Below are 23,051 nucleotides of genomic sequence, written 5' to 3'. Positions count from 1 at the left end.
AACGAAACCCTTCCTTTTCAAAAATCGAAAAAGAAGGGCTTTTCTATGAATTGATTGATTCAATTTTGACTCCCCAATACAGCGGATCTTTATAAGTTATAGAGTATTCTAAACCTTCTGTATGGCTTGTGGGAAGAAAAGTAGTTTTTTTGTTGCGAATAAATAATTTGCTTTTTTGATCGCAGTTAAAGTAATTTAAAATTTGAGAATCTTCTACAACAATTGCTTTACAGATCTGAGAGTAATGCATCTTATATGGATCAAGGTCACAATCTTCAATAATTCGCTGATATATTGAAGCATAGTAGTCAAGAGGAGCATGAGGGCGCATTTTTAAATGTTTGCCATTGATATAACTAATTATGTATTCAGTTATGTTATTGCCAACTGAACAGAGCTGTTTAATTTCTATATACTTCTCGTTCGACGTTAAGTGAAGCTTAGCTTGAATGTCGTTACTGTTCTTTTCTTTTACTGATAATACTTTTGTGCTTTCAGGTATTTTATTATTCACGTTTAATTTACTAATTTGCACTAGCTGCTGGTGATCTTCTTTTGAAACAAAAGTGCCTTTTCCTTGAAGTCTTACAACGTATTTTTTCTCTTGTAGTAAATTTAAAACTTTTACCGCTGTGGTTGAACTAACGTGATAACGATTACATATCTCGGCTTCACTATAAAACTAAAAGTACCATTATTAATTTCATTAATTAAATGGTTTGATATTTCTTGATATTTTGGGGTTGTCATTCGTAAGCTCCTTAGTTTCTGTTTTAAAGCAAGATTAACTTGAGCATTTAACAATCCACTACTAACTAGGTAAATATTATCTAAATTAAGTTAGTAATTTCTATAGCTTGAGTTATATTCGTTCAATTATAATTTTAAACCAAGTAATAACAAAAAATTGATTCACAATTATAATTATTCTTGACACGAATCATTCTAATTTAGCTCTTAGATATTTTGCCCCAATGACCATTTAATTTCAAGAGGGTTTAAATAAACGTTAGAAATGGTTTTATTGAAGTTAGGACAATGTTTCGTTTGCCTATCTTCTTTGATGTTCGTGAAAATGTAATAGTAGCTATCTAATATATAATTAATTAAATCGGACTTTAGATCATTTATATTATTAATCAAGTATAAATTAAATCGGTTCAATGAGATCTTAATCTCAAAAAATTAAAATTTATTTAAAAAAATTACTTTAAATTTAATTACGATTTATGAAATAATAAAAGGAATTTTTAATTTTTGAAGGGGAAAATTAATGGGTACGTCAGATGGTAATGGACCACATGATCATACAGACATCACAAAAATGCTAGAAGTGAGAGAACAATATGGATTAAATTATGACGAAGAATTATATCAATTGATAAATAAGATCTATAAAAAATTAAAGAAAGAAAAACTTAGTGTAAAAGCTTTTTCAACTTCCCTTATTTTTTATTACGCAATGATCATTTGTTATGTAGCTTTGTTTATTTTGTTAGGCCTATTTTCAAATAAAATTACAGTAGAAAAAAACTCTAAATCTTTTAAATTTCCTTATTTTCCATTTAAATTGAACAAAAATATCTTTTTTTCAGTTAATTTTTGGCTAGATACATTAATTGTAATGTTTTTAATATTTACAATTCTTTTTATATTTTTTATTTTTAAAGATATAAAAAATTTGCGTAATTCAGATAAACGAGATAATTATTACAAGTTATTAAATTCAGCAATTAATAGGGGTGAAGGAAATGCTTATGAGTTCAAAACATTATTAAGATTTACGTATAATTCAATAAAACAAAGTAACTTTACGATAAAAATTAATATTGATGATCCCAAAAGTTATATAGAAATTTTTTCTAATTATTTTTCAAGAAGTGCTAAAAGAAATAAGAATTTTCGATATGCGGGATGGATAATAATTTCCATAATATTAATACCCATGTTTCTTGATATTTTTAATAAGTTAAAACATATCGAAGTACAAGTATTTATTCTTATTATTTCAAGTATACTTTTGGGAATACTCTTTTTCACTCTTGTTTACTCAGATCCGGTGTTATTGGAAAAAATTTTTATTCCCAATTTAGCAAAAGAATCAGACGTAATTGACCTTTTAACTATTTATTTTTATTACTATCAAAAAATTAAGGACCAGGTTGAAAGTGAATCTGGAGAAAAAGAGGATTTAAATTCTGAAACAAAACTGGCAAATGGTAAAGATAAATCTTCAAACAAAGTTAAAGGATCTGCTGATGACCCTAAAAAAATATCAAATGATAAAAATTAAACCACTAGTCACTCAACCCATTATTTTTAATCACTTTCCTATACCAGTAAAAACTGTCTTTAGGGATTCTCTTTAAATCCTTAAGATCGAAATCAGTACGATCAACGTATATAAAACCATAACGCTTTTTAAATCCTTGGTGAGAACTTAGTAAATCCATTGCTGACCAAGGACAATAGCCAAAGAGCTCGACGCCGTCTTGAATGGCATCATAGCATGCTTCAATGTGGTCATGAAGATAGCTAATTCGGTAAGGGTCTTTGACCTCGCCATCACTAGTCAGCTTGTCAGCAGTACCAAGACCGTTTTCGGTAATGATCATTGGCAGGCGAAATTGACGGTGATATTCATTAAGTAAAATTCTTAGGCCTGTCGGGTCAATTTGTGCTCCATACTCGCTTGCTTTAAGTTCAGGATTTGGCATGATCTTAAAATAGCCGGCCAGGTCAAAATCAATATCTCTAACTCTAGTGCCGAATGGATGCTCTTCATCAATCGGGAAATATCCTGCCATTAAGGTTCGGTAGTAATTCACAGCGATAAAATCAGGTTTAGCATTCTTAAGGATGTCAGTATCGGTTGGTTCGGTTTTTGGCGCGATGTCCATTTTATTTAAATATTCTTTGTAATAACCCGGATACTCCCCGTAACAATACATCTCCAGCGCGTAGTTGGTTTTAAAATTATCATTCATCTTAGCAGCCCAGACGTCCATTGGGCGACTTGTTGCAGGATAGGTCATCGTTGAAGATACCGCGGGACCAATTTTTGCATCTGAAATCATTTCGTGGCAGTTGTTAATGGCTTGAGCGCTTGCTAAAAACATATGGTAGTCCATTTGAGCCCGAACTCTTTCACAGTCTTCTTTTGGTGTGTCCCACATATTCATCCGTTCGTCCACGCGAATCATCAAGTTTTGTTCATTAATTGGCTGCCAGTATTTGACCCGATCACCAAACGCTTGAAAACAAGTTTGGGCATAACGACTAAAAGCATGAACGCAAGCGCGGTTTTCCCAGCCGTTATACTTTTTCGCTAAAGCCAGTGGCAGATCAAAGTGATAAAGCGTGACCAAAGGGATCATGCCTTCTTTAATGAGACAATCGATAACTCGATTATAGAAGTCAATTCCTTTTTGGTTAATTTCGCCATCTCCGTCAGGAATTATTCGGCTCCAAGCAATTGAAAAGCGGTAAGCCTTCATCCCCATTTTCTTCATTAACTTGATGTCATCTTCATAGTGGTGATAAAAATCACTGGCCACAGTAGTATCAGCCTGCTTATTAGAGAGCTTAAACGAATTGAAGTCGGCAACACTTTCGCCTTTGCCATCCTCATTCCATGCTCCTTCAATTTGAAAAGCCGAGGAAGAAGCGCCCCACAAGAAATCTTCTTTAAATTTTTTCATTAGTTCTCCTTTTTGATGAATAAAAGTTCGTCATTTTGATTAACTTCTTTAGCAGCAGTTGCGCCAATTGCTGCATAGTCTTTTGAGTTGGTAATAATAATTGAAGTGGTCAGGTCAAATCCTTCTTTTTTGATCGCTGAAGAATCAAAGCTGACGATCTGTTCACCCTGTTTAAGGTGCTGATCGACGTCGACTGCTTTTTTAAAATACTTGCCTTTTAGTTCGACGGTATCAATGCCGATATGGATTAACATTTCTACGCCGTTATCTAAGGTCAAGCCAATTGCGTGCATCGTTGGATAAAGCACATTTACTGTACAGTCCATCGGGGCTGCAACTTCGCCAATTGTGGGATCAACGGCGATGCCTTTACCCATGGCGCCGCTCGCAAAAACTTCGTCGTTCACTTCTTCCAGCGGGATAACTTTTCCGGCAACGGGTGAGAGAATTTGAATGTCACTTTCGGTAGGCGCGACTTGATCATCAACGACGTCTTGGGCTGCAATTGACCTGGTTTCATTTTCTTCAGGTAAATCTTTAAATCCCAAAATCATTGTCATTGCACAGGCACCAAAAAAGGCAATCATACATCCCAGAATATACGTAATAAATCCTTTGGCTCCTGCACTCGCATAGACGGGGATCGTCAAAACACCCTGATTGGCAAAAGCATTTCCGAAAGATCCGCCCCAGCCCATTAAACCACCGCCGATAGCACCGCTGATTACCGCATAGACCATTGGCTTTTTAAGCCGTAAGTTAGCTCCGTAAATTGCCGGTTCGGTAATTCCAAAGAGGGCAGTGACGGTAGCTGAGGCTGCGACAGTTTTCAAATTTTTATTTTTGGTTTTGAAAAATACTCCTAAAGCAGCGCCAGCTTGTGAAAAGTTTGCAGCTCCCGCAAAAGCTAACAAGTTCTGCCGCCCCGTTTTGGCAACATCGTTAATTCCAATGGGAATAATTGCTCGATGAGCTCCGAAGATAACCAAGACGCACCAGATTCCTCCGATGAAAGCACCAAGCAGAATTGGACTAATATGCATGATGAAATAATAAAGCCAGTTGACGAAGTTACCGAGGTAAATTCCGATTGGGCCAAAGACCATTAAGGTTAGAGGAATCATGATAATCAGAGAAAGCGTTGGCACCATGATGATCTTTAAGACTTCCGGCATGATTTTGGTAATAAAGCGTTCAACGTAAGAAAGAATGAAGACCGCGATAATAATTGGAATAACAGAAGAGGTGTAGTTAGCTTTTGTGATGCCAATCCCAAATAGAGTTACGGCGGATTTGCCGGTCATTAAAGTCACGATTGTCGGATAGCAAAGCGTGGCGCCGATAATCATGGCGATGTAATCATTAGTTTTGAACACTTTGGCCGCTGAGCGGGCTAAGATAATTGGCATGAAGTAGAAAAGAGCATCAGAAGCCGCATTTAAAATGATATAAGTATTGAATGTTTTGATGTCAGTATGGTACATGTTGGTGCCGATAATCGCAGCAACGGCGAGAATTCCTTTAAGCATGCCAGAAGCGGCAATGGCGGGAATTGTTGGGGTGAAAATCGCCGCAATAACGTTTAAGATTTTAGTCCAGATGCTGACCTTTTCTTCTTTGTCAGGCTGATCATTTTGGAGTTCACCTAATAACGGCATGATCGCTTCAGCAACTGCATCTACCTTGTTGCCGAGGACGACTTGAAATTGACCGCTGGCTTCTACGACCTGGATGACTCCTTCAATGTTAGAAATTGCGTCTTTGTTGGCTTTGCTTTTATCTTTTAAGACGAATCGCAGTCGGGTAAAACAATGGGTCAGCTCAGAGACGTTTTCTTTGCCACCCACATCATCTAAAATTTGTTGTGCAGTTTTTTGATAATCCAAGATCACTTTCTCCTTTGTAAAAAAAACGAGACCAAAAACACCTAAGTCAGTTTTCACTTAGCTGAGTTCGATCTCGTTTTCTTTAGTGTGTAATATTAAGAAATTTAACACGCTTACTAAATAAAAGCAAGATTTTTTGAATTCAAATTCTGTTATTTATTCACAACTTCAAAGAAGGAGGTCGTTAGCGGAGCATACTTTTGAGATGAATCTTTATGATCGATTGCAAAAGAATGAAGATGCTGGGAGTCACTTTTAAAAAGTCGGTAATCTAAAATATTAACTTGAAAAGTTGGTCGTAGTTCTGAAACGTCTTCGGCGCCTCGTTCTTCAAAGTTTTTAGTTAATTCGGTTAAGCAGTAATATTCAACCTCGCTTTCTGAAGAGAGATCTTCACTCTTTAGGACTTGGACCCGGATGATTACATCGGCGCCATCTTTTAAATGAGCAAGGGCACTTACTCCTTTGTATTTAGAGTAATCAGGATTTTCCAGCGTAAAGTTTTCTACGTCAAGATCTAACATGTCCTTGGCAAATCCGATAAGGATATTAGGGTGCATGGGGTTACAGAAAGTTTTTCTTAAAAAGTCATTGTTTAAAGGTAAAGCTCTTTTGTTTGTCATTGCAAACTCCTTAAAATTTTTTTGGATTTTTCGCGTCCATATAAACATTACGCAGCTTTTTCTTTTTGGGAAAAACTAACGTAAAATTAAGAAAAATAAAGGTAAGGATAAACAACGACAAAAGAAAAAAAGATCGAATTAATTAGAGCAGGCAAAGAAGGAAATCATAGTGTTTGGGTTGAAGGAACCAAAAATATGTTAATTATGAAGGTTTTATTGGGATTATTCGGTTAATGAGAGATAAGCTGCCTGATCTCGATCCTGAATTATTTTCAGCGGATATGCATCAGATTATTCAAGAGGTGCAGCTTGATCCAGATCGTTTTACGAAAGACAAATGGAACGGATCAAAAAATTGAAATTCCTCAGCTGCGGGTTAAAGATCTGTTAACGGAAGAGAAAAAGACGTTAAAGATTCCTCTTGAGACAATAAGGAAGGTTACCGATTATTCAGAATGTCTTGAAATCATTACGGAGACAGAAGTTTTAATTAAGGGACCTTATGACGCTATTTCTGACGCAGCTCCTAAACATATAATTGCTGAGGTACTAGCTAAAATGCAAATCAATTATTTACTTTACAATTATGAGTCGAACGAAACTGCAATTTTTAAAATTATTGACGATGCAAGCAGGAAAGGGAAAAATAATAACTAAATTAAAAGTAATGGAATTTAAAAGCTGATGGAATGAAAAAGAAAACAAAAATTGGAATCGTTTTAGTGATTTTTGCTGCTGCTTTTTGTGTGTACGTTTGGCACGAATGGCCTTATTGACAGCTCAATTCTGATTTAGAACCAGTTAGTGCGGGCTTTTCAAGAGAATCGAGTACTCGCTGGAGCATCGGCTATCTAAAGCCGTTAAACATTAAGGTTTCTGGTAAGAATTACAAATATTCGATCATCACAGTGGGCTACAACGTTGATGGGAAAATGGTCCCCACTTATATGAGATTTTATTTAGAGAATTATAAATTCATGAGATGGTTCACGGTCTCTTTTGAAACGCCAACCGTTACATTTTCCTATGAAGATGGCCCTGGTGGCGAAGGGGTTGAGTCGCGGGCAGAAATTGATCTGGAATATAACGTGAATAAATCTAATAAAACAGGTGAATTAATTGATGATAATTATCGATTTGATGAAAAACAGAAGCAAAAACTTACCCATCAGCAAATGCGTGAGGTGTTAAAGCCGCTTAAAGAAGCATTTAATTCTCTGTCAGATCAAAAGCTGACCGTCGACGTTCTTAAAAGAAAGGCTCAGAGTGATTTAAAAACAGCACCTGGCACTGTTAGTAATATAGATGAAGATAATTGATGGAATTATCAATACATATGGCGAAATTGCTGTGATTAAAGCGGTAGTGTTCGCTTTTTTGTTTGGGAAGTATTTCTAAAGAAGTTCTGATGAATTGTTGAAATTACTGATAGTTTGTCAAATCCCTTTTTTGAAACGAATACTTTTAAAATCTAACAAAATTAAAGTGTTAATGGTGCTAAAATTTGTTCTTAGTAATAGAACTAGGAGCAAGCATGAATTTAAGTTGGAGAAATTTCAAATATTTTTTTGAAGTTTTGATCGGAATTTTAATTTTCATAGTTGCATTGAGCTGGCACCTTGATCTTAAAGCTGAAGATAGATCAGCAGAGGTATCAGTCAATAAATCCCAAAAACTAACACGTGATGATTCTTCTAAAATTGATGGAAGAGTTGTGAGAAATGGGGATTTTCGTTTTAAAGCAAGCATCACGACAACCAATGATCAAAGTGTTGTAAGTTTAAATTGGGATTCAATAGACGGGGCAACTGATGGTTATATTGTCCAAAAAAATAAGAGTGAAAGAGATCTTGATCTTGAGAGCGCGTGGTCAAATCTCCCGACTAATTACGACAAAAAAGTTAAAATTTTAAATGTTTATCCACCAGGCGGGAACTTTTTAAAAACGTGGCTGGATCAAACTGATCCTCAGACGGGACAACCAATTTCAAAAAATCTAATTTCCGTTGATGCCATTGATTTTAGTACTTTTAATGCAGATCCCAATTCGTATTTAAAGGATGCTGCAGGAAATTATAAGTACGACGGGATTTATTTTGGCTCAAGCGACACTAATGGCGGCACGACACCGGGCGTAAATGATTTGACAGCAGCTTCAAAGTCTTTGGTGTCCGATTTTGGCAATACGGGTCGTTCTTTAATTTTTGGTCATGACACGGTTACGCTTACTCATCCATATTTAGGCAGTTTTGCTGGTAACTTAGGGCTAGAATTTGGTTCTTCTTTACCAGCTGGCATGACTGTTACTGGTCTGCATTTTCCATCCAGTTCTAAAGTGGCGTTTGCAAGAAAAGGATCTCTGATTAGCTATCCTTATCAATTTACGCCAGAACAAATTCTTAATATTATGCCCGCTCATACGTCATATCAATTTTACAAGTATAAAAGTGGTGCTTTGAGATGGATGCAGTTTTCACCGCCCTTAAGTGACTTAAAGACCGGCACAAGTATGACTAATCCGGATTATTTAAATGATGACAGTGGTAATGTAGTTGGCGATAACAATTGGTATTTGGTGACTAAAGATAACTATGCAATGATCCAAACAGGTCATAGTACTGGTTCTTGTACGACTGATGAAGCTAAAATCATTGCTAACATGATCTACTACACGAGTACCTTGAACATGACTACACACGGAGAAGATCATGAAATTGATCAAGACCTTACAGCACCGAAGGCCCCTTATTTAGCATCCCTGAATGAAAACAACAATAATTTTAGAGTTAATGCAACAGATACCGGGAACGATTATTTTTACCGAGTAAAAGCAAAAACTGCAACAGCAGACAAATATTCGGATATGGTTAAACTGACGACCGCTGCCAGTGGAATTAAAGGATACGTTTATCAGATTGACAGCGATCCAAATGGGGTTGCAGCTCCTGTAAAAAATGCAGCTGGCGAAGTGACCAATATAAATCTTTTGCCGGATGTGTCGGGTACAAGTTCAGCGACACTTAATTTAACTTCAATTACGGGAACAGATCAATATCTTCACATTGTTGCTGTGGATAACAATAACAATTTCGATTTATCAAAAAGCCGCACGGTCAAACTCAATACCACGCCTTGGTGGACTTTTCAAAATGGCGTTCTCACAATTCATCCTCATCAGTTGAACAAAACTCTTGATACAAGCGAGACAGTTCAAGATGAGGACAGTTGGAAATGGTTTCCAATCTGGCCGTGGTATTCTTTTCGCGATGAGATTACTAAAGTTGTGATTGAGCCGGGAGTTTCTGGAATTGGTGATTTAAGCCATTTATTTTATCAACTGGAAAATGTGACGGAATTTGTTGGGATTACCAATCTTGATACGAGCCAAGTGACGGGGATTCAGTCGATGTTTGAATGGTGTAAGTCGATCAGCACGGTGGATTTCTCAGGTTTTGATACCAGACAAGTTACCGATATGTCACGAGTTCTAAGACATTGCGAGAACGTAACGTCGATTAGGTACGGGGCCAATTTTAAGACCGATAACGCAACTGATATTGGCGGATTTTTCGAATCGATCAAAAAAATGACGACTTTTGACGTGTCAGGTTTTAACACCAGCAACGTTGAAGATATGGAGGATATGTTTGGCGGGTGCGACGCTTTAATTAGTGTTGATGTAAGTAATTTTGATACCAGTAAGGTTAAAGAGATGCGTTTTATGTTTTGTAATAACGCATCATTGAAAGAGGTCAATCTTGGTAACTTTAATACCAGCAATTTAGAGTCGATGCGGGAAATGTTTGTTAATGATCCTGCTTTAACGAAGGTGACCTTTGGACCTGATTTTAAGACCGATAAAGTCACAAATATGATGGGACTTTTTCGTAATTGCACCTCACTGCCAATCCTCGATTTATCTAATTTTACGATTAATTCTGGGACTAATGTTGATCAAATGTTTGCGAATACGCCAAAGCTATGGCAGCTGACTCTTGGAACTGATACAAAATTATCAGATCTAGCTGGAAATGATGTTGGGCTCGTAAATCCTGTGCGTGGTACAGAAATTAATGATGAGACAGGTAAGTATTACTGTACATATTCAATGTGGCGAGAAGTTGGCGTTGGCACACCGCATGAACCTTTGGGAGAAAATAAAACAGCTGCTCAAATTGTGAGTGATTCTAAGATTTTAAGCAAAACTACCACGTATGTTTGGGATCAGCTGGGAAGCCAAAGGATTCGCACTACGTCCGATATTGATTTTGGGACGCATGAAGGTGCGACACGCCATCATAGTTATGAAAGTACCGCGCAGAGTTTAACAGTAACCGATGACCGTAATGGTAAATCTGGCAATGCTTGGCGGATTGAAGCTGCTAATAGTGATATGCAGAATTCATCCGGCAAAACGATTAGTGGAAATCCGCTATTTTATAATGATGGCAGTAATGAATATAACCTAACCCCTGTTGCCCAGACGATCTATTCTGGAACTCGCAGCACTAATTTGGAAGATTCAAAGACAATTTCATGGAATTTAATTTTCAAAGCTGCTGCCAAAGATATTCCTGAAGCAGGGCATTATAGCAGTACTGTTACTTTTACTTTAGTTAATGTGCCTTGAGGGTAAATTAAAAACCGGTTTGTAAAAAAGCCGGTTTTTTTGGTGTTATTTTGTCATGTCATAATGACTTTTATATTTAGCAGACTCACCTTTCTGGAAATAATAGTTATAGTAGTCGTGAATTTGTTCAACTTTATCCTTGCTGTTAGGGTGAATTCCTGAGAATGTTTGTACGGCGTAAAGGTTGCCGTCACTGCCTTTAGCTACTCCAACGCCAGTTGCAATATAAAATGGATTGAGCATATTTTTTCGATGACGCAAATACGGATCATTTTTGTCGAGATATAGTTTTTTAATAATGTTAATGGCATTTGTTTTGGCGTTTTTGCTGTCAGGCACTGTTACAATGTTTTCGCCTGCATAAGAATTAGGATGAACAGTTCCCCAACCAACGGTGTTTGAATTCTTAATAGCTGCTAAATGTTCAGCACGGTATTGTGAAGAGATATCTAATCCATTGACTTCTGTTAAAGAGGATCGTTTGTTTTGAGAACGAAGTCTTTTTAGTTCAGCAATCACAGCTTTTGAATTTGCGTTTTGAGCGGCCGGTTTACTTTTTGGCTTAGTCTTAGCCGAAGTTTGGTTATAATTGCTGTGAGCAGCGGATACTGGTTGGATCGCAGTACCTAACATCAACGTTGAAAGAACGATTGAAAAAATGATAGTGTTTTTATTTAGTTTCATTTTTTACCCTTTTTTTAAAAACAAGGTTATTTTAAATACATTTTTTGGAATATGTAAGAATTTTTTTTAAAATGGGGATTCCAGCTCGCAATTTTTATTACAATGCAGGAACCGAGATAAAATGATAAAGTAAATTCAATTTCTTTATTTGATGCCATAAGAGGATAATTTTACCCAGTTTAGGAGATGAGATGACAGAAAACATTGCAAAATTAGTAGTTCCATTACCAGAAGACGTTTTAAAACTGAAGAATTTTGGAGACTTTGCGGGTGCCGAAAAACTGATCAATTTTAAATTAGAAAAAGACATCTCTGAAATTTTAAAAGAACGTCTGCGTTTAGAATTGGATATTTTAAAAGTCATGAAGGAAAATGAGTATCCTTATGATTTAAAGCAAGCAGTTGAGGTAATGAAGGAAAATCTGACTTCTTATGACAATGGTGAGCTAGAGGAGTTAAAGGATCAAGGGCTGGTCGATTGGATGTACATAAACGGAGATGTTCATTTTCAGCGTCGATTCTTTTTAAATCTATCCAGCACGGATCCGAAATACAAAGCACGTTTAAAGCAGCAAGAAAATAACGAAGAGCGGCAAAACGAGCTTAACGATAACGTTCGATTAATGAAAGAGAAGGGGTCTCGCAAAGTTAAGATCCGACTTAGATCTTCAATTAAGGTGAAAAAGAATCACGAACGTGTCGGTGATTTTGTGAGGGTTCATCTGCCAATTCCCAAAGACTGCCAGCAAGTTTCTGAGATTAAGATATTGCGGACAACGCCTGAAGCAACAGTAATTGCGCCAGTTGATTCAGCACAGCGGACAGTTTGTTTTGAGACAAAATTAGAAAGCAATCAAGAATTTTCGGTTGAATATGAATATGTAAATCAGGTTAATTACGTCGAGCTTGATCCTAAAAAGGCAGAGCCCGTTGATATTACGAGTGATTTAGGCGAACAAGATCCGCACATCAGATTTACGCCGTTTTTAAAAGCACTCGAAAAAGAAATTATCGGCACTGAACAAAATCCAATTAAGCAGGCGCGGAGAATTTATGATTATGTAACAACGAAGGTGAATTACTCTTATATGCGCGAGTATTGTACAATTGACAATATTTCTGAGTATGCGGCTGTAAATCAGAAGGGGGACTGTGGGGTTCAAGCGCTTTTGTTCATCACGTTATGTCGGATTGCAGGAATTCCGTCCCGCTGGCAGTCGGGACTTTATGTTACGAAATTTTATACTGGTTGTCATGATTGGGCACAGTTCTATGTTGCACCGTATGGCTGGGTATTTGCTGATTTGTCATTTGGCGGCAGTTCTTATCGGAGCAATAATTTAGAGCGTTGGAATTACTATTTTGGTAATTTAGATATTTACCGGATGCCAGCCAACAGTGAAATTCAAGCACCTTTTACACCTGAAAAAAAGCAGTTTAGAGCCGATCCAGTTGATAATCAGCGTGGTGAATTTGAATATGTTGATGAGGGTATGATTTATGCTAATTTGGAAGTCGCACAAGAATTGATCTCGATGCAGGAGCTGGATTGAGTTTGGTAAATTATGAAACGCCGCAAGTTGTTGACGCAGAATCTTTATGGCAATTAATGGCTCAAATCGATCGCGAAACAAAATTTACGCTGTACGAGACAGATGAAAGAGAATATGATTTAGAACCTTTAAAAAAGTTAATCGAAAATGCCAATCGAGGAGTCGATTTCTTGCAGACAGCAAGCTGCGATGAGCAGATGATTGGGTATCTTTTGGCTCAAAGAGGCAGACATCGTAGAAATCGACATGTAGCTTCAGTTGTGGTGGGAATCATTGCTGATTTTCATAACAGAGGAATCGGTTCCGCTTTATTTCATAATCTCGATCAGTGGGCGCAATTAAATCAGATTAAAAGGTTAGAGCTAACGGTGGTAGAGACTAATGTCGCTGCAAAAAGGCTCTATCAAGCGCAAGGCTTTGAGGTTGAAGGAGTTAGACAGCGTTCGATATTACTGGACGGTCGGTACGTTAATGAGATTTATATGGCGAAATTACTGTAGGTGAAGTGAATGCTGCAGAAAACAATAAAAAGGCTGCAGAAAGGAAAATGAGTTTTTGATGATTCTAATATTGATTGAGTGCAATTCTGATTTATTCAGGAAGTACCTGATAATCTGCTAGAATTTGATCTTTTTGAAAAAGTTTAAGAAATTTTAAAACAAATTATTTATTACTTATTTTAAGTAAGTCATTGCTGCTTTTTAAACGTAAGTGCTGTATAATTTTTTTGAAGGAGTTGGTGTGACATGAAAACTAAGATAATAAGTCTTTTCGCAGGAGTTGGCGGAATTGATTTGGGTTTTTCTATGACGAATAAATTTGAGACTATATATGCTAACGAATTTGATAAATACGCTCAGGAAACGTTCGCGCAAAATTATAGTAAAAAAATACTTGATAGACGTGATATTCATAGTGTCGAAACAAAAGATATCCCTGATGCAGATATTGTCATAGCAGGATTCCCTTGTCAGCCATTTAGTATTGCAGGGTACAGGAAAGGTTTAAGTGACGAAAGAGGAGATTTGTTTTTTGAAACATTGAGGGTTATAAAAGCTAAACAACCTAAAGTGGTTTTTCTTGAAAACGTCAAAAATTTAGTCACTCATGATCATGGAAATACTTTTAAGGTTATTAGAGAATTTTTAGTACATGCTGGATACTTTGTGAAGTGGAAAGTATTAAATGCAAAGGATTATGGAAATATACCTCAAAATAGAGAACGTATATATGTTGTTGGATTTAAAGATCGAAAATCTTTTGAAAAATTTGAATTTCCTACACCTGTAAAGTTAATTAAACCATTATCTGACATCATAGAATATGACAAAACTGTTGATGAAAAATACTATTATAAGGAAGGTAAACAGCCTTTTTATAATAAATTAGCAGAAGAAATGCAAAATCCTGATTCTGTGTATCAGTGGCGAAGAATTTATGTACGAGAAAATAAAAATGGGGTAATTCCTACTTTGACTGCAAATATGGGGACAGGGGGACATAATGTTCCTCTTATTCTTACCTCTGATGGAAGAATAAGAAAATTAACTCCAAGAGAAACTTTTAATGCTCAAGGTTTTCCAAAAAGTTTTAAACTTCCCAAAATTGCAGATTCTCATTTATATAAGCAGGCTGGAAATTCTGTGGTTGTTCCATTAATTAAGAGAATTGCAGATTCCATTTATATGGCTCTTACAGATGAAGATATGAGTTTACCAGATACAGAAAATAAATTTTCTCTTATATATACATATATGAATGGAAGAATGGCGGGGTCATCATATCAAGTTGAGGTTTTGAAAGATGTTGAATCTTTAAAAAGAGATTCGAAATCTTATTCCTATTCTATTTATGATAATGATGATTTTTATAAAACAATCAAAAGTGGTGGGGAACACGAATTTTTAACAATTGTTGGTTAATATTGATTTACACAAAAATTTAGTTAAATCTCTTAGTGGAGTCTGAAAATGACAGTTTGGGAATTTTATAGCAAAGAACAGCAGCAAGACTATATAAGTTTTATAAAAATGTATGCGTCTTTATCAAAAATGTTTAATCAAAAGTCTAGTACAACAGGTGCTCCTTATTTGGATTCAAAATTTCAAGAAACCATTTATTCTAGAAGTTTTGGCGCAAAAGAGGTTGATGTTGGAAATACACCACATGATATGCTTTCTGTTTTTGGTTCTAAAAGAATAGGCATCGGAATTAAAACTTGGCTTAACAGTAGAGAATCATACCAAAAAGTAATGCAGTTAAAGGCTTATAAATCTGAGATAGAGAAAGTTATAATCAGTGGAAAATTGGAAGATATAGCCTATAAAATATCTTCAATAAAAAACGAAAAATTAAAAACTGATTATGCTAGGCTTGGATTAAGTGATAATGGTTCTGATAACATTTATCATTATATAACTCGTGATGAAGGGAAGCTGGTTATTCACGAAACTGCTTATCCGCTTGTGAATATTAATAATTTAAAAGAATTCAATATGACCAAAACATCATTTTCCTTCACAGATGGACTAAAGGACTATAAATTTACTTTTGGAGACAGCCAAATATGGATGAAATTCGGTAAAACTTCTGACTGTACATTGATAGATGAAATTTATGTAGGTATAATTGATGATCCTTTTCAATTTTTGAAGGAAGCTTTTGAAAATAGAAATAAAATTGTTCTTTATGATGATATAAAACCAAAAGAAAAGTCAGATGCGGTTTATCTCCCTTTATATTCAATACAAGGTAAAGGCGAAGTGCCTTCTAAGTCAGGATTAAATGCTTTTAACGGTGCTCCAAAATCTCGTGGCAGTAATAGAGATCGTCCTGAAGCAGAAGCTTATATACCAATTCCCGCAGAATTTAGAAATAAATACCCGTATTGGTTTGATGATAGTGTAGATATACGTAAGTATGATCAATATAAAACAATTACGGGAAAATCTTCAATAGAATTAGAACTTCATTTACCGAATGGCAAAGTTTATCCTGCTAGGTTGGCTCAAGAAAACTTCAAATCACTGCAGACAAACCCACAAAGTGCTCTTGGTAAATGGCTTTTATACGATGTACTTCATCTTGAGAAAAAAGAAATAGTCACGAGAACAATTTTAAACAAAGCTGGCTTTGATTCTGTAAGAATTTGGCATGAAGATCCTGATAATAAAAAGGAGTTATGGATAGATTTTGCACCGTTAGGCTCTTATGAATTATTTATGGGGCGCAAAGACAGCAGTGATTTTACTGATTTAAATGATGATTGATGCTAATTTTAAAAATTTATTCTGTTATTTTTATGTGGAGTATATTTTGTCTAATCATATTATTACAAGAGAGCAGAGATCTTTCAACATGTCTCAAATTCGCTCTACCAATACAAAACCTGAAATTAAACTTAGAAAAGCTTTATGGAACAGAGGAGTTAGGTATCGAAAAAATCTTAATACACTTCCTGGAAAACCTGATATAGCTATTACTAAAAGTAAAATTGCGGTATTTATAGATGGTGAGTTTTGGCATGGTTACAAATGGAATGAAAATAAAAATAACATCCATAGTAACCGTGATTATTGGATTCCAAAAATTGAAAAAAATATAAATAGGGATAAAGAAATTAATCAGCAGCTTAAGATGATGGAATGGAAAGTTCTTCGATTTTGGTCAAAAGATGTAATAAAAAATACAGAATATTGTGTAGAGAAAATTTTATTGTTGGTTAGAAGTTAAAAATCTGTAAGAGCTTTTGCTAGAAGAGAAAATTAAACGTACAATCAAAACGTTTGTTCGTCATATAAAAAAAAGGCCCATCTTTCTGAATTGTTGTTTTCAGAATTATAAGGCCTTTTTAATGTCTATCGTGCTACTTATCCATCTTTTCAAACTGCTCAATTAGTTTCTCTTTAAGTTCTTTTTTCTTTTTAAATGATAGATCCAATTTGGTATTAATTTCATTAACCTTGCTGTTTAGGCTGGGGTTATTTTTGATATCGACGCCAGGAATGAATAATTGGTAGGCTTCGAAGATATCTTCTGAATTATAGCCATTTTCATACGCCCAGCGGTTAAGTTCGAGTTCTTGATTCTCTTTGTGAATTTCCTTAATGACATTTTTAAAACTTTGCGACGTAAAGTGCTTATGGAAATGTCCCGCCAAGATACCCTCTAGCAAGCGTTTTAAATCTAACTCCTCCATTGATTTTGATGATTCGACGTGTTCTTTGATTGCAGCTTCGTTTTCTGGCGTTTTTTCATCCATATAGTTATTCAAAAGCTCGATTAAGTAATCGTAGTCAATGATCTCACTTGAATATTTTTCAACCGAAATTTTGTAATCAGTGAAATCCATTTGTTTCTTTTTAGGCAACTTTTCGTTGACATCATTCATTCGGGCCTGCAGAGCGCTGAGCTCATCAATTGACTGGATCGGGAGTTCAACAGTTTCGCCAGTCGAGTTGCCAGATTCATCTACTTTTTCCACTTCTGTACCGAATTGGAAACCTTGCTGCACCATTTTTTGAACGGCACTGTTAACTTCTTGAGCAGTTAAAACGAACTTCATTTGTTCTTTTTCACCAACTGGTTCTTGAGAGAAATCATCGCCTGCCAGTTTCTTGAGTTCCTCAATTTTTGGCGTAATATCCTCGATTTGGGTTGACATTTTAGGGGCTAAAATATCGTTGTTCATCAAATCTTGCTGTTCTTTTGGCGATGACGGCTTTTCGGCATCAGCGATCGTGTCGTTACCTCCCTTGGTGTAGATGACAAGAGCCTGACTGACATTTTCCTCCATCAGCTCACCTTTGCGGTAAAAACGGACTTTGCCGTAAGGTTTTGCTTCTTTGTTGAGAACTCGATTAGTTCGAGACATCGCCTGGATGAGCAATCCTTCAGCTAAAACTTTATCAAGGTAGATGATGTTAACGAATTTTGAATCGAATCCGGTCAGCAGCTGATCTGAGACGATTACCAGATCAAGAATGTCGTTGGGGTCATTGTGATTGTATGGCTTTTTGCGAGCAAGACGCTTAGTGATGTCATTTAGAAAAGAGCGCTCAGAATTAGGGCTATCAAGAAAGTTCATTGTGTTGAACATTTTTTGATAGTCGGACATCGCAGTTTTCAAAGATTCCTGCAAGTTTGCGGTGCCAACTCCGTTGTCTTCGTCGCGAGAGTAAGACATTGTAACCTTGAGTTGAGGAGCCAAGGTTTTGAATAAATTATAGTATTCGACGGCAGCTTGTTTTCCTGAAACGGCAAACATTGCTTGGAAATACTTCTTCTGACGAATGCCGCCGATTAAGGGGCCGGATGAATTGTCATCCCAATGGTCAATAATGTCTTGAACGACTGATTCATGATAACTAGTGGTATTGTAGACCGCTTTTTCCATCTCTTTGTCGGTCTTTTGATCGCTATTTTCAGCTTCAATCGCAGTTTTGTAATAGCTAACGTCAAATCCGAGGACGTTGCCGTCACCGATTGCGTCTTTAATCGTATAACGGTGGAGTCTTTTGCCAAAAATATCATAGGTCGAAACGTTGCGCGACGTTTTGATATCTTTGACCTCATCGGAGTAGAAGTTAGGCGTCCCTGTAAAACCAAACCAGGTTGTCTTTGGCAGCGCTTTTTTGATGCGAGAAACAGCATCGCCACTAGCCGAACGATGAGCTTCGTCCATAATGATAACCATGCGCTGCTCAGATGTGAGCCCTGATTTCACAGCTTTGTCGAGACCTTGGACAGTGATGAGAAAAACGTGAGAAATTTGATCTTTGATGTCTTTTTTCAGCTGATGACCGTCAACGATTTTAATCCGATTTTCGAAAGTTTTATAAGCGTAACTTTTGAAATTTTCGTAAGTTTGATTAACAAGATCGACTCGATCCACGATAAAAAGCACGTGCTGAACCCTTGGCATTGCAGCGATTAACTGGGCAACCTTAAACGAGGTGACCGTTTTTCCAGAACCAGTGGTGTGCCAGATGTAGCCGCCTTCTTTTTCGACGAGATGGTTTTGTTCCATTTCCCGCATCCGATCAAGGATGGCGCGCGTTGCTTGGATCTGATATGATCTCATGACCATGAGGTTGTCGTTGGCGGCATCCGGGATCATGTTGGTTGTCACGAGACGATGAAGTGCCGGGATGCCCATTTCCTGATGAGTGAATTCCATTGTGTTGGTGACATCTTTTCCTTCGTCATCGCGCCAGCCGAAAACAAAATCGCGGTTGTAGGAATCGCAATTTTTAGGGCGAGCGAGATAGTGAGCAGAATGCTGCGAGAGGATGAATTGAACCTGCACGAAGCTCATCAGACCAGTGTACATCCCGTCTCCATCGTATTTTTGTAACTGCTCAAAAGCGTTCCACTGATTTTGCAGCGCTTCGTCTTTTTCTTCGACATGAGCAACGGGCAGGCCATTGATTAGGAGCAAAATGTCGATCCGTCGCTTTTGGCTGAGAGTCGTCGGGAGATGGTTAAAAGTGATCTGGTTGACGACCTCGTACTCTGATCGGCCGCCAGCAATTTCGTCGCCATAGAATATTTCAATTTCTAGTTGTGTGCCGTCGTCACGGGTTAGCGGAAGAGTTCCAATGTTTCCGGCACCGGCCAATACAAGCTGTGCTTCGTAGGGCGTCTTGTTCTTATTGAGTTCAATTTTAAGCGAGTTGAACTCCTGGTCTGAGAGAGGTGTACCGTCCAATTTAGTGCGATTGTTGCGATTTAAAATGTCACGCCAGTGGTCGTACAATTTATCATCGGAGCAGCCGGAGAGGACTTCGTTGTATGTCCAGCCTTCGCTTTGGAGTTTGGTTAGGATCGCTTGTTCAAATTTTTCTTCTGCCATTTTTGGCCTTTCTAGGTGTTTTTAGTGGATGGTGCATGGATGTCAGCTGTAATTAGACAAACATTTTTTGGAGAAGTGCTTTTTTGAGTTCTTCAATTTTTTGGGATTTGTGTTCGCTCATGGCGATGAGCTCGTCGATTTTGGCGAATAGTTGGCCAATGCGAGTTTGTTCGGGGATAGAGGGGATGGAAATAATTTTATTTTCCATCTCAGCTTTTGTAACATGAATCATTGTTGAGCCATTTGTATTATTTAAAAGCTGGGATTTATCGGCTTCCAATATTTGTAATGTGAAATTTAGTTTGAGTTTTTCTGATAATTCTACTTTCCAAATATGGTAATGAAATATAACTTTTTTACCTTTCCAAATATGAGGACCAAAAGAGGCTGACCACGTATATAAAAGATCTCCATTATCAGCATAATTTTTTTCTGGTAATTCTAAATCAGAATAGTACCACTTTTCATTGGTATAAAAATTACCGACCCTTAGAACAGGATATTTTCCATTATCTAGTAGTTCATGTTGTTTATAAGCTCTACCGTTAATAAAGTTGACTACATCTCCCAAACGGTATTTATTCCACTCATCAATAAAACCTTCGAATCTAATGTCGGGGGTACTTTGCTTTTCACTAGGAAACATCTTCTGCAAAAGTGCTTTTTTAAGGGACTTTAGTTTTTCTGTCTTTTGTTTGGAGGTTGTGAGTAGGTTGTCAATGTTTGATAGGAAAGAACCGATTTTGGCTTGTTCAGAATCTTCAATAGACAAATATAGTTTTGTATCAAAAAAATCCAATGGAGATATATTGAGTAATCCATGGTTTCGTGCACCTTCAGTTGCGATTTTTGAAACTTCTCTATACCAACAATTAGAATCGTAATATGCAATTAGAAATTGAGATGAAATATTTGTGGCTTTGAAAACAATGTATAGCGTTGATAAAACACCTTTATTGTATTTATCCAATCGTTTTATAGTTCCCCAAGGGTATCCATGAGAGTAGCTTTTGTTATATGCAAATTCACCTTTTTTTATCAAAAAATATCCTGTTGTATCTTTGCTTGCAATTTGTTTATCGAAAAAAGTTTGTTGAGATATTAGGCCGTATTGAGCGGATATTGTTAAAGGCGGTAAAGGTTCATTATTTTTGTTTTTTCTAATAATTCTTTTTGCAACTTCTCCTAATTTCTTCTCAACCCACTCACCACTAAATCCCTCAAACCTAATTTCAGGAACATTTTTCTTGTTCGTCATTTGAGTACCTGCTTCAACAGATCAAGAGTTTCTTGAGCATCCGGGTTAGTACCGACGAGTTCTTCCATCATTTGATTGATTTCAGCGGTAAGTTTTGCTTCTTCTTTGTTAATCTCGCGCATATCGCTAAGAAGAGCCTTGGCATCGACGGGAACTTCCTCTTCAAAAGTGTCAACGTAACGAGGAATATTTAGATTATAGTCGTTGTCGATGATTTCTTGCATTGATGCTACATGCGCATATTTGTCGACATCTTGGCGCTCCAAAGCAGTGGTGATGATTTTGTCGATATCTTCTTGACGGAGCTTGTTGCTGTTTTTCTGCTTTTCAAAACCTTTCGAAGCATCAATAAATAATACGTCATCGGATTCACGATTTTTCTCCAAGACCATAATTATGGTCGGAATTCCCGTGTTGGTAAAAATCTTTTCAGGCAGTCCGATAATGGTTTTGATATGGCGTTCTTTTAATAGTAGTTCGCGAATTTTTCCTTCGGCAGCACCTCTAAATAGCACTCCGTGCGGCAAAACGATCGCCATCCGGCCGTTTTGCTTTAAATGATAGAGTCCATGCAGTAAAAACGCGTAGTCAGCTTTAGATTTGGGTGCAACACCAGCTCGAAAGCGAGGATCATCTTCGCGGCCAGTATTATCCCATTTTAGCGAATAGGGTGGATTTGCCATGACAGCGTCGAACATGCGGGGACTATCGATTCCATTGACAGATCCGTCCGGCCAATCGTCTTCTAGAGTGTCACCGTTTTTGATGTGGACGTTGTAGAAAGGCACGCCGTGCATCAAGAGGTTCATTCGGGCAAGGTTGAAAGTGGTGGTGATGACTTCTTGACCGTAATAGCTGACCTTACCGCTTTTAACGTAAGAAGCAGTTGTCAAAAGAAGAGATCCAGAACCTAGCGCTGGATCATAGAGTGAGTAGTCGTCTAGATTTTCGCGGCCTTCGGTCAAAATTCGAGCCATAATGTCAGAAACTTGGTGAGGCGTATAGAACTCGCCTGCCTTCGCACCCGAGTTGGCGGCAAACATTCCGATCAGATATTCGTATAGATCGCCAAGTACGTCAGTGGAGTCATCGTTTTCAATTTTGGAGATCATGTTGATCCAGTCCATCATGGTGGAGGTTCTTGTTGCCGCATTGCTTCCCAAACGACTTGAGGTGAGATCCATATCGTCAAAAATTCCACCGAAGACGCTTTTGGCATTTTCTGCGATGCTTTGGTTAAAGTGATTGATCGAATCTGAGACTTTCATGATGTTAAATTCACCGGTGTCGATCGCTTTTTGCCAATCTTCAAACATCTCGCCAGGTTTAATTGCGTAACCGAGCTCAGATTTCATTTCACTAGCAGCGCTTTCGGCATCGTCTGCCCAGACTTCAGTCCAGCTCTCATCAGCCCCCAGCATTCCATCAATCCATTTCTGCGCCTTTTCCGAAAGAAATTTGTAAAACATCACGCCAAAGACGTAATTTTTGTATTCGGAAGGTTCGATTTTTCCCCGCGTATCGTTGAGGGTTTGCCACACCGTCGCCTTATCTTTAGCACTTAAAGCCATATCCACACTCCAATTTTTGTTATGTATATAATGATATAACTTGGATGGAGGGTGCGTCTAGTAGTGTTATTAAAGAGTGTAAACGTCAATATATAACATTCAAAAAAACATTTTTTAAAAAATGACAGTATATATCAGTTAGGTAAGGCACATTCGACTATATATTTCTAACCAATACTACTATATATAGGTTACAGTCCTTGATTGAAAGCGAATTTTTAAGTATAATTTTATTGTTGCTAAAAAAATACATTCATTGTTGAGAATAAAGTTAATAAAAATTGATCTTAAT

At 37.0% G+C, this 23,051-nt stretch carries 18 protein-coding genes; 9 read left to right on the top strand and 9 right to left on the bottom strand.

The annotated features are described in order from the left end of the window. Positions 1 to 43: 43 nt before the first annotated feature. Positions 44 to 535, bottom strand: a complete 492-nt coding sequence (locus R8749_RS10255; protein ID WP_317696586.1) for a UTRA domain-containing protein — start codon at positions 533 to 535, stop codon at positions 44 to 46. Between the two features lie 89 nt (positions 536 to 624). After that, entirely contained in the window at positions 625 to 750 is a 126-nt protein-coding gene (locus R8749_RS10250) for a hypothetical protein (protein ID WP_317696584.1), read from the bottom strand. A 523-nt stretch (positions 751 to 1,273) separates the two neighbouring features. Between R8749_RS10250 and R8749_RS10245 the strand changes: the two genes are divergently transcribed. Beyond that, the gene (locus R8749_RS10245; protein WP_317696582.1) at positions 1,274 to 2,293 is read left to right on the top strand and encodes a hypothetical protein; all 1,020 of its coding nucleotides are present in this window, start codon (positions 1,274 to 1,276) and stop codon (positions 2,291 to 2,293) included. A 4-nt stretch (positions 2,294 to 2,297) separates the two neighbouring features. Here the strand turns inward: R8749_RS10245 and R8749_RS10240 are convergent, their stop codons facing one another. From R8749_RS10240 to R8749_RS10230, 3 genes are all read right to left on the bottom strand, one after another. Beyond that, complete coding sequence (locus R8749_RS10240) at positions 2,298 to 3,701, bottom strand: glycoside hydrolase family 1 protein (RefSeq protein WP_317696579.1); 1,404 nt, start codon at positions 3,699 to 3,701, stop codon at positions 2,298 to 2,300. Beyond that, a complete protein-coding gene (locus R8749_RS10235) occupies positions 3,701 to 5,587 on the bottom strand; it encodes a beta-glucoside-specific PTS transporter subunit IIABC (RefSeq protein WP_317696577.1) in 1,887 nt (628 codons plus the stop codon). The genes R8749_RS10240 and R8749_RS10235 overlap by 1 nt, the downstream gene beginning before the upstream one ends. Positions 5,588 to 5,739: 152 nt before the next feature. After that, positions 5,740 to 6,210, bottom strand: a complete 471-nt coding sequence (locus tag R8749_RS10230) for a hypothetical protein (protein ID WP_317696575.1) — start codon at positions 6,208 to 6,210, stop codon at positions 5,740 to 5,742. Positions 6,211 to 6,519: 309 nt separating this feature from the next. On the opposite strand from R8749_RS10230, the gene R8749_RS10225 reads away from it, so the two are divergent. From R8749_RS10225 to R8749_RS10215, 3 genes are all read left to right on the top strand, one after another. After that, complete coding sequence (locus tag R8749_RS10225; protein ID WP_317696573.1) at positions 6,520 to 6,867, top strand: hypothetical protein; 348 nt, start codon at positions 6,520 to 6,522, stop codon at positions 6,865 to 6,867. Positions 6,868 to 7,118: 251 nt separating this feature from the next. Further along, positions 7,119 to 7,529, top strand: a complete 411-nt coding sequence (locus R8749_RS10220) for a hypothetical protein (protein WP_317696571.1) — start codon at positions 7,119 to 7,121, stop codon at positions 7,527 to 7,529. Between the two features lie 215 nt (positions 7,530 to 7,744). Continuing rightward, entirely contained in the window at positions 7,745 to 10,840 is a 3,096-nt protein-coding gene (locus R8749_RS10215; protein ID WP_317696569.1) for a BspA family leucine-rich repeat surface protein, read from the top strand. 45 nt (positions 10,841 to 10,885) lie between these two features. Here the strand turns inward: R8749_RS10215 and R8749_RS10210 are convergent, their stop codons facing one another. Then, positions 10,886 to 11,524 (bottom strand): CAP domain-containing protein, encoded by a 639-nt coding sequence (locus tag R8749_RS10210; RefSeq protein WP_317696567.1) that lies wholly within the window; start codon positions 11,522 to 11,524, stop codon positions 10,886 to 10,888. 191 nt (positions 11,525 to 11,715) lie between these two features. Between R8749_RS10210 and R8749_RS10205 the strand changes: the two genes are divergently transcribed. The 5 genes from R8749_RS10205 to R8749_RS10185 all read left to right on the top strand — a co-directional run bounded on the left by R8749_RS10205 (position 11,716) and on the right by R8749_RS10185 (position 16,809). Next, a complete protein-coding gene (locus R8749_RS10205) occupies positions 11,716 to 13,077 on the top strand; it encodes a transglutaminase-like domain-containing protein (RefSeq protein ID WP_317696565.1) in 1,362 nt (453 codons plus the stop codon). Between the two features lie 2 nt (positions 13,078 to 13,079). Beyond that, positions 13,080 to 13,577 carry a GNAT family N-acetyltransferase gene (locus tag R8749_RS10200; protein WP_317696563.1) on the top strand — a complete coding sequence of 166 codons (498 nt, stop codon included), beginning with the start codon at positions 13,080 to 13,082 and terminating at the stop codon, positions 13,575 to 13,577. Positions 13,578 to 13,823: 246 nt separating this feature from the next. Then, a complete protein-coding gene (locus R8749_RS10195) occupies positions 13,824 to 14,999 on the top strand; it encodes a DNA cytosine methyltransferase (RefSeq protein WP_317696562.1) in 1,176 nt (391 codons plus the stop codon). Positions 15,000 to 15,047: 48 nt separating this feature from the next. Further along, positions 15,048 to 16,346: an NgoFVII family restriction endonuclease gene (locus R8749_RS10190; protein WP_317696561.1), complete on the top strand. Its 1,299-nt coding sequence runs from the start codon at positions 15,048 to 15,050 to the stop codon at positions 16,344 to 16,346. Between the two features lie 46 nt (positions 16,347 to 16,392). Then, positions 16,393 to 16,809, top strand: a complete 417-nt coding sequence (locus tag R8749_RS10185) for a very short patch repair endonuclease (protein ID WP_317696559.1) — start codon at positions 16,393 to 16,395, stop codon at positions 16,807 to 16,809. A 133-nt stretch (positions 16,810 to 16,942) separates the two neighbouring features. Here R8749_RS10185 and R8749_RS10180 read toward each other — a convergent pair whose 3' ends face one another. Genes R8749_RS10180 through R8749_RS10170 form a run of 3 tightly spaced genes read right to left on the bottom strand, consistent with a single transcriptional unit; the run spans position 16,943 to position 22,759 of the window. After that, the gene (locus R8749_RS10180) at positions 16,943 to 19,930 is read right to left on the bottom strand and encodes a DEAD/DEAH box helicase family protein (RefSeq protein ID WP_317696557.1); all 2,988 of its coding nucleotides are present in this window, start codon (positions 19,928 to 19,930) and stop codon (positions 16,943 to 16,945) included. A 52-nt stretch (positions 19,931 to 19,982) separates the two neighbouring features. Further along, on the bottom strand, positions 19,983 to 21,188 hold the full coding sequence (locus R8749_RS10175) for a restriction endonuclease subunit S (protein ID WP_317696556.1): 1,206 nt from the start codon (positions 21,186 to 21,188) through the stop codon (positions 19,983 to 19,985). Continuing rightward, positions 21,185 to 22,759: a type I restriction-modification system subunit M gene (locus R8749_RS10170; RefSeq protein ID WP_317696555.1), complete on the bottom strand. Its 1,575-nt coding sequence runs from the start codon at positions 22,757 to 22,759 to the stop codon at positions 21,185 to 21,187. Before R8749_RS10170 ends, R8749_RS10175 begins: the two co-directional genes overlap by 4 nt. Positions 22,760 to 23,051: the final 292 nt, after the last annotated feature.

It is taken from the genome of Xylocopilactobacillus apis (assembly GCF_033095965.1).
GTDB classification, from domain to species: Bacteria; Bacillota; Bacilli; order Lactobacillales; family Lactobacillaceae; genus Xylocopilactobacillus; species Xylocopilactobacillus apis.
The sequence above is the reverse complement of the archived record's forward strand: the minus strand, read 5'-3'. Positions and strand labels throughout refer to the sequence as shown.

Bases quoted from the DNA above. Each gene is read 5' to 3' on its own strand.
- R8749_RS10210 (WP_317696567.1), bottom strand. From the start codon at position 11,524: ATGAAACTAAATAAAAACACTATCATTTTTTCAATCGTTCTTTCAACG.
- R8749_RS10215 (WP_317696569.1), top strand. From the start codon at position 7,745: ATGAATTTAAGTTGGAGAAATTTCAAATATTTTTTTGAAGTTTTGATC.
- R8749_RS10245 (WP_317696582.1), top strand. From the start codon at position 1,274: ATGGGTACGTCAGATGGTAATGGACCACATGATCATACAGACATCACA.
- R8749_RS10175 (WP_317696556.1), bottom strand. From the start codon at position 21,188: ATGACGAACAAGAAAAATGTTCCTGAAATTAGGTTTGAGGGATTTAGT.
- R8749_RS10240 (WP_317696579.1), bottom strand. From the start codon at position 3,701: ATGAAAAAATTTAAAGAAGATTTCTTGTGGGGCGCTTCTTCCTCGGCT.
- R8749_RS10195 (WP_317696562.1), top strand. From the start codon at position 13,824: ATGAAAACTAAGATAATAAGTCTTTTCGCAGGAGTTGGCGGAATTGAT.
- R8749_RS10230 (WP_317696575.1), bottom strand. From the start codon at position 6,210: ATGACAAACAAAAGAGCTTTACCTTTAAACAATGACTTTTTAAGAAAA.
- R8749_RS10170 (WP_317696555.1), bottom strand. From the start codon at position 22,759: ATGGCTTTAAGTGCTAAAGATAAGGCGACGGTGTGGCAAACCCTCAAC.
- R8749_RS10250 (WP_317696584.1), bottom strand. From the start codon at position 750: ATGACAACCCCAAAATATCAAGAAATATCAAACCATTTAATTAATGAA.
- R8749_RS10180 (WP_317696557.1), bottom strand. From the start codon at position 19,930: ATGGCAGAAGAAAAATTTGAACAAGCGATCCTAACCAAACTCCAAAGC.
- R8749_RS10190 (WP_317696561.1), top strand. From the start codon at position 15,048: ATGACAGTTTGGGAATTTTATAGCAAAGAACAGCAGCAAGACTATATA.
- R8749_RS10205 (WP_317696565.1), top strand. From the start codon at position 11,716: ATGACAGAAAACATTGCAAAATTAGTAGTTCCATTACCAGAAGACGTT.